The sequence below is a fragment of the Sedimentibacter sp. B4 genome (assembly GCF_000309315.1).
Taxonomy (GTDB): Bacteria; Bacillota; Clostridia; order Tissierellales; family Sedimentibacteraceae; genus Sedimentibacter; species Sedimentibacter saalensis.
In genome coordinates this window covers 22,285-33,909 of sequence record NZ_CANG01000937.1, presented here as the reverse complement: position 1 = coordinate 33,909, position 11,625 = coordinate 22,285, and the positions used below count along the sequence as shown (strand labels likewise).

Genomic DNA, 11,625 nt, shown 5'->3' with positions numbered 1-11,625 from the left:
CGTCCCCGGATTTGGTTTATTGATGTTTTTTGTTTTTTGATACGAAATCTATTGCTTTTATAACTTCTGTGATTACTTCAGCCTGATGCTGTATTTCCAAGGAAGAGTACTCAGCAAATATTTCCCCTTTTTTAGTGGTTATGTAGTAAGGTTTCAGATTGTTTAAGGCTTTTGCCATCATATCATCCATGCAGCTTGAGCATTTGCATGTATCTGCGTATGCTTTGTCGGTTTTTAAAACGTTGTTAAGATAATTTTCAACTATTTCTTCCATATAGTTTAATACCATTGTATGCTCACTCCTTTTATTTTATTGAATTATTTCCCTGTACATGCCTACTGCAGAAATAATAATGTCGTTATAATATTTGTGACCTTGAATATCCGTAAAATTGTAATATTTTTTATACATGGAATTTATGAAATTTAATTCCAGACTTGAAGGATTGTATCCATATAGCATGTTTATGGCATGAACTACTTCAGCCCTTGTAATAGGCTTGTCCGGATAAAATAAGCTGCCGGAGCTTGATACTAAATCCCTGCTTGTTATTTTTATAATTTCGCTTTCAGCCCAGTGACCTGCAGTGTCGTCAAAAATGTAATTGCTTGAAGCCGGTATTGCAGTGAGCTTTGCTTTGTATGCGCTAATTTTTGTAAGCATTTGGCAGAACTCTGCTCTTGTAACATATCCGTCCGGTTTGAAAGTCTTGTCCTTGTATCCTGAAACAAATTTTTTTGCGCTTCCCATGGAAATGTAATCCCTCGCCCAGTGAGTTTCAATATCAGTAAATTTTGCCTTCAGATATGCGTTTCTGTCATAGGGCAAATCATTGAGCCTGCAGAAGACTGTGACCATTTCAGCTCTTGTAATAGGTGAATTTGGCTTAAACAGGAAATTGCTGCCGCTCATATAAGAAGGAATCATTGATTCAAAATAAGTCTCTTCATCTTTAGAGTCATCATAGGGGAGACCTTTGTTCTCAAATAATTCTTCTGTATAATCTTCTTCGTGCACATCTAGATTAAGCTTGTGTTTTTTTGCAGTTTTTTTTGAATCTACTTTTACTGTTTCAACGTTTCTGTTTCCATTTTTATCAACCACAGTGAAAATATATTCGCCGTTATAGGCTATGGCTGTAGTATGGTTGTATGAAAAATCTTTAACTGCTGAGGATTTGCCTATGGGAATATACTTGCCGTCAAATGTAATCATGTAGTCAAGTCCAAAATCGTCCTTCATTTCAAGGTAAAATGTGTCGTCATCATGGAGTTCTGCTTCAAGTTCAGGCCTTCTGTAATCAATATCATCAATGTTAAATATGAACAAATTTTGAGATGAACCTTCTGTAGATTTAACTAATGCCTCATAATTGCCGTTGTCTTCATATATGTCTTTTGACGGATATACTGTGTAGTTAAAGTTATTTGTGAAATTATAACCCTTGTATTCCACCAGGGTACTGTAATTGTTGTAATCCAGAGGCCAAAGCTCAATCAAAAGATAAAACTCTCCTTGTTTGATTATCTTATAGTCATAGGTCATATCATCTATTTTAATGCTGAATTCACAAGGCACATTGTTAGTTAAATTATCTACGTAATAGTTTATTTCATTTGTAGCAGAGGTGCTCTTTGGAGTTGTGATTTTCCTTAACTTGTCTGTTTCCATATGGAAAAGAATCTGCTTTTTTTCATAATCATACTCTAGTTCATATTCAAAGCTTATATCTTCATCTTCATCCTCATCTATATCTTCGTCTATGTCATCCACCTTATACACAAATGTCTTTTTATAATTGGAGTAATATACTGTAAATGGATATTCTCCTTCTCTGTCTGCCACAAAGGTTGCGCTTTTACCGTTTACCTGGTAACCGGAAGGAAGGTATATGTAATAAGATGTTTCTTCATCGTCTTCTAATTTTGAACCGTTTTGATAGCGGTAGGGTGTTATTGTTATTTCCTTGAAATTTGTGCCTGAAACTGTGCTTTCAGTAAATTTAGCCCTCAAATAATTGCTTTCTGCTCCGTAAACTTTGCAAAAGCTTATGGACAACAGCAAAGTTATTGTTAATATTATTATTTTTTTCATTTTATCTACCTGTTCCTGTAAAGTTGAAGCTGCCTGTCATACAAATACTGCATGATTACTGATTCGTTGTATCTTGCCATTTTTTCAAAAGAACATCCGTAATTGACAGTTTCAATATCCTCATTGTCAGGATCTTGTTTTTTGTCTATTCGGATTACTTTTGCTTTCATTAAAATGAGCTGATACTTTGCATATTGAAAGTGGAATTTAATTTCATCATTTATTAATAAGTCATAATTTGATGAAATGAGCATTCCTCCCACGCTTAAATTGAGCACGTTTATTTTCATGTTGGGGACATCTTTTGTAATATCTTCGTCCTCTCTAATGAGGTTTTCAATATAGAAAGACAAATCTGTTCTAACTTTCAATGAATTTCTTCGCTCAATAATATGTTCCCTGCTATTGATGTGTGCATTAAGCTGATTTCTTGACGCAACGCCTATTTCACAAATATAAGGTGTAATTCCTGTAAGCTCATTGTATATTTCAATATATACCTTTGTTCCGGATTTGATTTCAGGAAGATCACTTCCCTTGATTTTTATTGTATCGTTGTTAATGCTTAACAAAGTACCGACACCTGCCAAATCTTTATTTAAATTGTAAACTTTAACTAAAAGTCCTGAGTTGTCCATATAACTCCTCCCTTTGTATTAGTATCATTATGTCATAATTTTTTTAAGATTCGTTTTTAGGAAGTTTGAAATTTAAAAAGTAAACATATATATCCACCACTGCACTGAAAAGCTCTTCAGGAATTTCTGATCCTACATCAAGCTGCGAAAGTATCACAGAAAGAGAATCATCCTTGTATACAGGTATTCCGCTTTCTTCAGCTATTTCAACAACTTTGTCGGCAATGTAGCCTGAACCTGAGGCTATTACAACAGGTGCTTTGTTTTTTCCTGCATCATACCTTAATGCTGTTGCTCTTTTTGAGCTTGAATTGTTTTTATATTGTGACATCTACACCGCTTTTCCTTTCTGACAAATTGCTGAAGACTTCACTGAATCTTCTTTTTCTTATACTTTCATTAACATTTAAAGATGAAACTGATAAATTATTTTTGCTGAGAATTTTGTTAAGGTCATTTTTAATTGTTTCAATAGTGCCTGTCAGACTATTTGGAACATAAATGTCGAGTGACAATCTTGATTCTTTTAGCACAAGTGTTGTTTCAAAATAACCTACATTTTGTATGTCGAATGTTATAAAAACTTTGTATGTCTGCACATAAATTTGCTTGTTTTTTTTGTCCTTTTCGGAAATTTCAAATTCCTTTCCTATCCATATCTCAGAAAACATGAACATGTTGTTGAAATTCAGCGGCAAGAACATGTGTGTCAGAGGGATGTGGACATCCTGACTGAAAAGCAGGGATTCTGCCATATCTTCCATGGTCCCCTTGTTTACAAGGTTTTTGCTTTCTTTAATGCCTGAATCTATGAGCTTTAAAAACGAATCAACGGAATTATTTTTTTTGTTGATGCTGTTTCGTATGTATCTATAAGTGACATTTTTAGCTTTTGCATATCTTCTTCATCGAGGCTGAAGTTATATCTCACAAATTCAAATAAATTATCCAAATTCTCAGAAAAATTATCTCTTGAGGCATTTTCCAGTCTGACCATGTTGTGAACAAGGACAGAAACGTAATCTCTTACTGGACCGAAATCATTCATTTTTGAAATATATCGTCCCACAAATGGCAGTATTTCATTTTTTAATAGGTTTAAATTTATGTCCGTGCCATTTGACGAGTAATTATTCAACAGCTTGTCTGTAAGCTCACTAAATGAATTTTTTAACATGTCAGGCAGATTTCTTTCTATGTTATTTAAGGCTGCATTGATAGATTTGTTTGTTTCATCAACCGAAACAAAACAATCATAGCTTTTTAAGAAGTTTCTGAGTACAATTTTAAAATCATTGTTGTCAGGGTTGCTTTTTAATAAACTTCTCAATGAATTGAAAAAGTCGCCTTGAAACTTTGTGTATGATCCATGCTGGAATTTTAGAAAATTTAAAATTTCAGTTTCGTCCATCTCAATGCTTTTTAAAAATGTTTCAAACAAAGACTTTAAAACAGAATCGCTTTTAATGTTACTATTGATAAACTGCTTGTTCAAGAGCAGTTTTTTAGCTCCTTCAGATAATACAGGGGAATTCCCAAGTGACTTGATGAATTTTTCAAAAACAGAATCAGGATTGTAGTTTAGCTGGCTTTGACCGGATTGACTTCCGGAATCCTGTTTTGGTGTCCTATTTACCCTTGTCGGGTCAGCAACATCAAGTGGTGCAACCTGTACCGTCTTATGGGTCGGCTTGCTGGTATTGTTATTGTCTATGGGATTGTGGGTTTTTATGTTTATATTGTTGTCTAACATAGAATCTCCTGAAATTAATTATATATTATTATAACAAAGAATAAGCAGTTTTGCTAATTATTATATCGTCATATTTAATATTTTAATAAGTTGCTTATTATATAAATTTTAAAAAAATTCCCTATTGTGCTTAATAAATTTCAAATTTTGCCGATATAAAAAACAAGATAGATAGGAATATTAAGGAGACCTAAAATGGACAATAGTTTTGATTCTGTGCTTGACATGTATCTTTTTGAAGCAAGACAGCTGCTTGAACAGTTGGATGACATACTTCTGAGAGCAGAAAGCGATCAGGCATTTGACAAAGAATGCGTAGATGAAATATTTAGAATAATGCACACTATAAAAGGCTCATCCGCAATGATGCAGTTTAATAGCATCATGACAATATCACATAAAATTGAAGATTTATTTTTTTACATAAGAGAAAACGGCGCAGACAAAAAATACAATGAAGAATTGGTAAATCTCGTATTTAAATTTACAGATTTCATAAAGGGAGAAATATCCAAAATAGAAAAAGGGGAAGAACTTGAAGAAAATCTGGAACATTTTGAAAAAGAGATATTTGATTTTCTGCAGGTGATATCAAACGGAAGCTCTGCAGCAGAAGAAGCAGTTCTCACTGAGGACGTTACTAACAAGCAACCAAAAGAAAAATATGCAATAAAGGTTATATTTGATGACGACATAGGAATGGAAAATTTAAGGGCGTTCATGATTGTCAACCAATTGAAAGAAACAGGCATTGATTTTTCCTACAAACCTCAGAACGTTGAAACAATAAGCGATACATCTCATGAAATTGTTAAAGAAGGATTTTTCGTCTACTTGTTTGACAAGGAATCTCTTGAACCTGCTGTGGGTGTCATAAGAGAAGCGCTCAACGTAAAGAATTATACAGTGCTGGAGTACAATGAAAATACTCAAAATGAAGAAACAAAAAAAGATTCATCAGATACAAATGCTAAAAACAATGAAGTAAAGCCTGTACAGGCTGCAAAGACAGAAAAAACAGAAAAGGTGGAATCTTCAGCTAAGCACAGCAAGCAGAATTTAATCACAGTGAATCTTTCAAAGCTTGACAAGCTTGTTAATATAGTGGGAGAGCTTGTAATTGCAGAATCAATGGTTGCAGCAGACAATGAAATAAAGAAGCTCAATCTTGACAGCTTTACAAAATCCACAAGGCAGATGAGAAAACTTACTGACGAGCTTCAAGACATAGTTATGTCCTTGAGAATGGTGCCGGTATCCGGAATATTCCAGAAAATGAAGCGTATTGTAAGAGACATGGGCAAGGAATTGAACAAGGAAGTTGAACTTATTTTGTCAGGTGAAGAAACTGAAATTGACAAAACAATAGTAGACGGAATTTCAGACCCTATCATGCATCTTGTGAGAAACGCCATGGACCATGGAATAGAATCTGAAGATGACAGAATAAACAAAGGCAAAAACAAAAAGGGAACTATAAGACTTTCAGCGTCAAACACAGGCGGTGAAATTCACATAACCGTTGAAGATGACGGAAGAGGATTTGAGCTTAAGAAAATACTTGAAAAAGCAAAGACAAAGGATCTTCTCACAAAATCAGAAGGTGATTACACACCTAAGGAAATATTCCAGTTCCTCATGCTTCCCGGATTTTCAACCAATGAAACTGTAACAGAATATTCCGGCAGAGGCGTTGGAATGGATGTGGTAAAGTCAAATGTTGAAAAGGTCGGAGGAACTGTAGTCCTAGACAGCAAGGAAGGCATAGGAACCGTTGTTACATTTAAAATACCTTTGACATTGACTATTGTGTCAGGTATGCAGATTGTGGTTGGAGACTCGGAGTTCATAATTCCTATTAAAAATATACAGCAGTCTTTCAAGACAACTGAAGAAGAAATAATACATAACACTGACGGCGGTGAAATGATCCTCATAAGAGATAAGTGCTATCCTGTTATAAGACTAAATGAGTACTTCAATATAAAAACTGAGATCACCAATATTGATGACGGAATACTCATACTTGTGGAATCAGGAGATGGAAGCGTGTGCCTGTTTGTGGATAAAATTGTTGGAGAACAACAGGTTGTAGTAAAACCACTGCCTCTGATTCTTGCAAAGTACAGCCTTAAAGAATCTGGAATATCCGGCTGTTCCATACTTGGAGACGGAAGCATCAACTTAATCCTAGACATAGGAAATCTAATAGAAAGCATGTAAGTATGGTAAAATTAACAGATAACGAATTTTTGGAATTTGTAAAAATAATGCATGGCAATTACGGCATAGACCTTTCAAAAAAAAGAATATTGATTGAAGGAAGGCTGTCCAATTTAGTAGAACGAAAAGGCATGAACAGTTTCAGCCAGTACCTTGAAAGCATAAAGAAAAACGACAAAGAAGAAATAACACTTCTCATCAACAAGCTTACAACAAACTACACATATTTCTACAGGGAAGAAAACCACTTCAAATTCTTGAAGGAAGTATTTCTTCCATATGAAGAAAAAAACAACAAGATGAAAGTGCTGAACATCTGGAGCGCAGGGTGTTCTTCAGGAGAAGAGCCATATACACTGGCAATGGTAATGGATGATTATTTTAAATTCAATTCTTCATGGAAAATACAAATTCTTGCTTCAGACATTTCAGAAAATGTTCTTTCAAAAGCCAGGGAAGGAATTTATGGAGAAGAAAGCCTATCTAAGCTTCCTGAATCCTACAAGAAGAAATATTTTGAAAAAACTCCTGACGGAAGATACCAAGTGGTTCCGGAAATAAAAAGGAATATAACATTCAAAGTATTCAACCTCATGGACACCATCCCTGCAAAGAACAAGTACGATGTGATTTTTTGTAGAAATGTAATGATTTACTTCAATGCAGAAACAAAGATGAATATTGTTAACAAGTTTTATGAAGCTGTAAAACCGCAGGGGTACTTAATGATTGGACATGCAGAAACAATACAGAGAAACCAATCAAAATTCATGTACATAAGTCCTGCAATATACAGAAAGGAATAGCTATGATAATTAACAAAATAAGGGTTCTAATCACAGATGATTCTCTTCTGTTCAGAAATGTTTTAAAAAAAGAATTAAGCGAAGATCCTCACATAGAAGTTGTGGGAATGGCTGTTGATCCCGTGGATGCTCTTGAAAAAATTAAATCCCTCAAGCCTGACATTCTCACGTTGGATGTTGAAATGCCAAAGATGAGTGGATTGGTGTTTTTAAAGAAGCTCATGGAGGAAAATCCATTGAAGGTTGTTCTTGTTAGTTCTATGAACATAAGCGTCTTTGATGCCCTTCATGCAGGAGCAGTTGATTTTGTCAAGAAACCAGACATGTCGTCTAAAAACGACCTGCCAATGTTTTTTAGAGAAATCAGAACAAAAATAAAAGTTGCTTCCATAGCAAAACTTGTTCCGTTTACATCGTCTAAAATTCCTGAAACAAAAAAGCTCGAAAAAATAACTTCATCAAAAGTAATAGCAATTGGAGCTTCAACAGGAGGAACGGAAGCAACACTCACAATTTTAAAATCACTTCCGGCTCATATGCCGGGTATACTGGTTACCCAGCATATGCCACCAGGATTTACAAAAATGTACGCTGACAGGCTCAATAAAATATGCGATTTGGAAGTAAGAGAAGCACTGGACGGAGACAGAGTTGAAAAAGGTCTTGTTTTGGTAGCTCCAGGCGATAAACAAATGAAGCTTGCAAAGGACGATAAAGGGTACTATGTTTCCTGCAAGCCCGGCGAAAAGGTTAGCGGCCACTGCCCGTCAGTTGACGTATTGTTTAACTCCGTAGCTGAAAATGCAGGTAAAAATTCCGTAGGGATAATCCTCACAGGAATGGGTAAGGATGGAGCACAAGGACTGTTGAACATGAAAAAATCAGGTGCATATACCGTTGGACAGGATGAAAAGTCCTCTGTTGTTTATGGAATGCCAATGGTTGCATTCAACATAGGGGCTGTGATGGTTCAATCGGATGTAGAAGATATAGCAGAAATACTTATAAAGCATTTGAATAAATAATATGGAGTTGCCAATTAATTTACCGGCAGCAGAAAGGGGAAAAAAATGTCAACATTATCGACAAGCTTATATGGCTCATCAACAAGCAAAGGCTTCGGAGGACTGGTTTCTGGACTTGACACAGACGATTTAGTCAATCAGATGCTGGCAGGAACAAAATCAAAAATAAATAAGGCTTACCAAGCAAAACAAAAGTTGTTGTACAAGCAGCAGGCGTACAGGGAAATAAGTTCCAAGCTTGTTTCATTCAACAACAAGTATCTTTCTTATTCATCTGGATCAAAAACAAATATTATGAGTTCAAACTTTTTCAAGGCATATTCATTTAAATCTACATCTAATTATGTTAATGTGTCCGGAGATCAGGCAAATATTCAAAATTTCTCCATAAACAGCATATCAAGTGTAGCAGATTATGCTTCCATGACTTCCACATATACAACATCCACTCAGTCCTTTAGTTCAGATGGTCTGAGCACCTACCTATCATCTCTGGCAGGAGATTCCATGAACATTGAATATGAAGGCAAGTCATACAAGCTCACCATTGACAGCAAGTTTGGTTTGGGAGATGCAAAGGTCGATTTACAGGCAGTAGCTGACCAGCTCAACAGCCAAATTGAAAAAATAGCTGATTTGAACGGTGGTACTTCTTCTGACGCAAGCGATAATGTATTGCGATACAGTGTATCTGGTGATAACAAGCTGGTTATTAACTCTCCTGAAGGAACAACAACAAAGCTTACAGCTGCAAGCAACGATGTTCTAGAGTTTCTTAATATGAAGGTTGGTGAACCGGCTGCGTCCATAGAGGCAGTAGACAACGAAAAATTAAACAGGACACAATCTGATATATTCTCAAATACAAGTTCATACTTTAAATTTGATTATAACGGAGTTTCAAAGACTATATATTTAAAAGAAGGAATAACAGACGGTTCGGATCTTAAAAGTTATTTGCAGACTGAATTGGATAAAAGTTATGGTGCCGGAAAAGTTGAAGTAAGCTATGACAGTTTGGACACAAAAAAACTGACATTTAAAACAGTGGACAGCAGTTCAAACACAAACCTGTTCAGTGTAAGCGGTATTAGTGCAGAATTAAGCAACTTTACAGGCATTCAATCAGGTGATTGCAACAGATTGAATAAGTCTTCTGCAATAGGTGAATCTGGTTTAAAGCTTGGACTTAATGAAACAACACTTTCAAATGGCAACAGCGGATATGCAATAAAAATAAACGACAAGCTTTTTGAGTTTGAAAAAACTGCATCATTAAACGACATAATTAAGACAATCAACAACGATGCTGATGCAAAAGTAACAATTTCATATTTGTCAACCACAGACACTTTTTCAATCAAAGCTGATGAAACAGGATCGAACATGGCTGTAAAAATTGAAGAAGTCAGTGGCGGAAATCTATCAGAAGCTTTGTTCGGAGATGCAACGTACCAAAATGTAGTCAACGGTAAAGACACAATAATGGACTATACATTAAACGGTGTAAAAACTTCTGTAGTTAGAAGCACTGCCAATTTTTCAATTGATGGAATCAACATAGAACTGAATAAAAAATCAGAAGGTCTGACTGAAAGCGATACTGAAATAACTTTCGACGTTACAAACAATGTTGATGAAGTAGTAGAAAGAATTAAGGGATTTATAAATGATTACAATGAAATAATTGAATTATTGAATACAAAAACAAAAGAAAAACCTAACAGAGACTATCAGCCTCTTACACCAGACCAGCAGGATGAAATGGAAGAAGACGAAATAAAGGACTGGACCGAACAAGCCCAAAAAGGAGTGCTTTATGGTGACAGCAACATGAACAATGTACTGCGCAAATTGAGACAAACCATGACAAGCAAGACTTCAGTGAGCAGTCTGACACTATCCGATATAGGTATTTCTTCTGCAACTATGGATACCAGCGGAAAACTGGTAATAGATGAGGACAAATTAAAGGCGAAACTGCTAGAGAGCCCTGATGAAATAGCAAACCTGTTTTCGGGATCCACTTCTGTGGAAGGAGAAATTTCAGGTTTAGGTGTTCGTATCAGAGAATTGCTGGTGGCAAACGTAGGAGCCTATGGTACAACCGGAGTTCTCATTGACGAAGCAGGACTAGACAAAGGAATTACTTCAGACAAGAACAATATTTCTAAAAGAATAGAAGACTATGATGGCAAAATGGCAGAATTAAAGGACAAGATGGAAGTTGAAAGAAAGAGGTACTGGAGTAAGTTTACATCATTGGAGACAACTTTAAATAAACTTAACTCTCAAAGCTCCTATTTCACTGACATGATGGGTTAGAAAGGAGATTAAATGATAAGCGCTTTTGAGCAATATAAAAAGACTTCAGTCAATACAATGACCAGAGGAGAACTGCTGGTGCTCCTTTACGATGAAGCAATTAAAAAAATGAATATGAGCAAAATATTAATGGAAAACAACGATTTTGAAAATGCCAGCATCAACCTTGAAAAGTGCAGGAAAATTTTTAATCATCTCATTGTAACGCTTGATGACAATTATGCAATCTCCAAGGATTTAAGAGAAATGTACATGTTTTTTAACAAGGAACTTATATTGGCTTCATCCATGAAGTCAATTAAGAACATAGATAACATACTACCACTGGTGAAGGATTTGAGAAACACCTGGGAAGAAGCTGACAAAATTTCAAAGTCAGCAAAAAATTAAGGTGACTCATGGAAAATTTGTTTAAATCAAAGCTTGAAGCTGTTGAAAGACTGAAGGGCTTCACAAGGGAAATAACAGAATTATCTGTTAAAACCGACTATGATAATGTGAATTCAATGGTTGAAAAAAGAATAGAGTTCATCAATGCAGTTAGCGAAATAGATGAAAAAATTAAAAAAGTAAACAGCACAAAAGACACAGATGAAGTAAAAAACATTAAGAAACTCATTAATCAGTCTGTTCAAGAAATAATTGAAATGGACAAGCAAATCAGAAAGAATCTTAATGATGAAATAAAGGTTGTTAAAACGAAACTCAATGAGCCTTCATCATCATTGGGGCAGCTAAACATCAAAGCATAATATCATTG

At 35.2% G+C, this 11,625-nt stretch carries 12 protein-coding genes; 6 read left to right on the top strand and 6 right to left on the bottom strand.

Going from position 1 to position 11,625, the window contains the following annotated elements; translation table 11 throughout:
• Nucleotides 1-16: 16 nt before the first annotated feature.
• From BN358_RS16875 to BN358_RS16850, 6 genes are read right to left on the bottom strand one after another with little or no spacing between them, the layout of a single operon-like run.
• Nucleotides 17-289 carry a late competence development ComFB family protein gene (locus BN358_RS16875; protein WP_019229707.1) on the bottom strand — a complete coding sequence of 91 codons (273 nt, stop codon included), beginning with the start codon at nucleotides 287-289 and terminating at the stop codon, nucleotides 17-19.
• Between the two features lie 21 nt (nucleotides 290-310).
• The gene (locus BN358_RS16870) at nucleotides 311-2,095 is read right to left on the bottom strand and encodes an S-layer homology domain-containing protein (protein WP_019229706.1); all 1,785 of its coding nucleotides are present in this window, start codon (nucleotides 2,093-2,095) and stop codon (nucleotides 311-313) included.
• A 5-nt stretch (nucleotides 2,096-2,100) separates the two neighbouring features.
• Entirely contained in the window at nucleotides 2,101-2,733 is a 633-nt protein-coding gene (locus BN358_RS16865; protein ID WP_019229705.1) for a PilZ domain-containing protein, read from the bottom strand.
• Between the two features lie 43 nt (nucleotides 2,734-2,776).
• Nucleotides 2,777-3,064, bottom strand: coding sequence for an EscU/YscU/HrcU family type III secretion system export apparatus switch protein (locus tag BN358_RS16860; RefSeq protein WP_019229704.1), 288 nt, complete (start codon nucleotides 3,062-3,064; stop codon nucleotides 2,777-2,779).
• Entirely contained in the window at nucleotides 3,051-3,497 is a 447-nt protein-coding gene (locus BN358_RS16855; protein WP_040583869.1) for a hypothetical protein, read from the bottom strand. The genes BN358_RS16860 and BN358_RS16855 overlap by 14 nt, the downstream gene beginning before the upstream one ends.
• Nucleotides 3,498-3,550: 53 nt before the next feature.
• Entirely contained in the window at nucleotides 3,551-4,486 is a 936-nt protein-coding gene (locus BN358_RS16850) for a hypothetical protein (protein ID WP_040583867.1), read from the bottom strand.
• A 195-nt stretch (nucleotides 4,487-4,681) separates the two neighbouring features.
• On the opposite strand from BN358_RS16850, the gene BN358_RS16845 reads away from it, so the two are divergent.
• Genes BN358_RS16845 through BN358_RS16820 form a run of 6 tightly spaced genes read left to right on the top strand, consistent with a single transcriptional unit; the run spans nucleotide 4,682 to nucleotide 11,617 of the window.
• Nucleotides 4,682-6,709, top strand: a complete 2,028-nt coding sequence (locus tag BN358_RS16845) for a chemotaxis protein CheA (protein WP_019229703.1) — start codon at nucleotides 4,682-4,684, stop codon at nucleotides 6,707-6,709.
• 2 nt (nucleotides 6,710-6,711) lie between these two features.
• Nucleotides 6,712-7,515: a protein-glutamate O-methyltransferase CheR gene (locus tag BN358_RS16840; RefSeq protein ID WP_019229702.1), complete on the top strand. Its 804-nt coding sequence runs from the start codon at nucleotides 6,712-6,714 to the stop codon at nucleotides 7,513-7,515.
• Nucleotides 7,516-7,517: 2 nt separating this feature from the next.
• Entirely contained in the window at nucleotides 7,518-8,540 is a 1,023-nt protein-coding gene (locus BN358_RS16835) for a chemotaxis response regulator protein-glutamate methylesterase (RefSeq protein ID WP_019229701.1), read from the top strand.
• Between the two features lie 45 nt (nucleotides 8,541-8,585).
• Nucleotides 8,586-10,865, top strand: coding sequence for a flagellar filament capping protein FliD (fliD, locus tag BN358_RS16830; protein WP_019229700.1), 2,280 nt, complete (start codon nucleotides 8,586-8,588; stop codon nucleotides 10,863-10,865).
• A gap of 12 nt (nucleotides 10,866-10,877) precedes the next feature.
• The gene (gene fliS, locus BN358_RS16825) at nucleotides 10,878-11,255 is read left to right on the top strand and encodes a flagellar export chaperone FliS (protein ID WP_019229699.1); all 378 of its coding nucleotides are present in this window, start codon (nucleotides 10,878-10,880) and stop codon (nucleotides 11,253-11,255) included.
• Nucleotides 11,256-11,263: 8 nt separating this feature from the next.
• A complete protein-coding gene (locus tag BN358_RS16820; protein WP_019229698.1) occupies nucleotides 11,264-11,617 on the top strand; it encodes a hypothetical protein in 354 nt (117 codons plus the stop codon).
• The last annotated feature ends 8 nt before the right edge of the window (nucleotides 11,618-11,625 follow it).

Bases quoted from the DNA above. Each gene is read 5' to 3' on its own strand.
- BN358_RS16840 (WP_019229702.1), top strand. From the start codon at position 6,712: ATGGTAAAATTAACAGATAACGAATTTTTGGAATTTGTAAAAATAATG.
- BN358_RS16865 (WP_019229705.1), bottom strand. From the start codon at position 2,733: ATGGACAACTCAGGACTTTTAGTTAAAGTTTACAATTTAAATAAAGAT.
- BN358_RS16820 (WP_019229698.1), top strand. From the start codon at position 11,264: ATGGAAAATTTGTTTAAATCAAAGCTTGAAGCTGTTGAAAGACTGAAG.
- BN358_RS16870 (WP_019229706.1), bottom strand. From the start codon at position 2,095: ATGAAAAAAATAATAATATTAACAATAACTTTGCTGTTGTCCATAAGC.
- fliS (WP_019229699.1), top strand. From the start codon at position 10,878: ATGATAAGCGCTTTTGAGCAATATAAAAAGACTTCAGTCAATACAATG.
- fliD (WP_019229700.1), top strand. From the start codon at position 8,586: ATGTCAACATTATCGACAAGCTTATATGGCTCATCAACAAGCAAAGGC.
- BN358_RS16860 (WP_019229704.1), bottom strand. From the start codon at position 3,064: ATGTCACAATATAAAAACAATTCAAGCTCAAAAAGAGCAACAGCATTA.
- BN358_RS16845 (WP_019229703.1), top strand. From the start codon at position 4,682: ATGGACAATAGTTTTGATTCTGTGCTTGACATGTATCTTTTTGAAGCA.
- BN358_RS16835 (WP_019229701.1), top strand. From the start codon at position 7,518: ATGATAATTAACAAAATAAGGGTTCTAATCACAGATGATTCTCTTCTG.
- BN358_RS16875 (WP_019229707.1), bottom strand. From the start codon at position 289: ATGGTATTAAACTATATGGAAGAAATAGTTGAAAATTATCTTAACAAC.
- BN358_RS16850 (WP_040583867.1), bottom strand. From the start codon at position 4,486: ATGTTAGACAACAATATAAACATAAAAACCCACAATCCCATAGACAAT.
- BN358_RS16855 (WP_040583869.1), bottom strand. From the start codon at position 3,497: ATGGAAGATATGGCAGAATCCCTGCTTTTCAGTCAGGATGTCCACATC.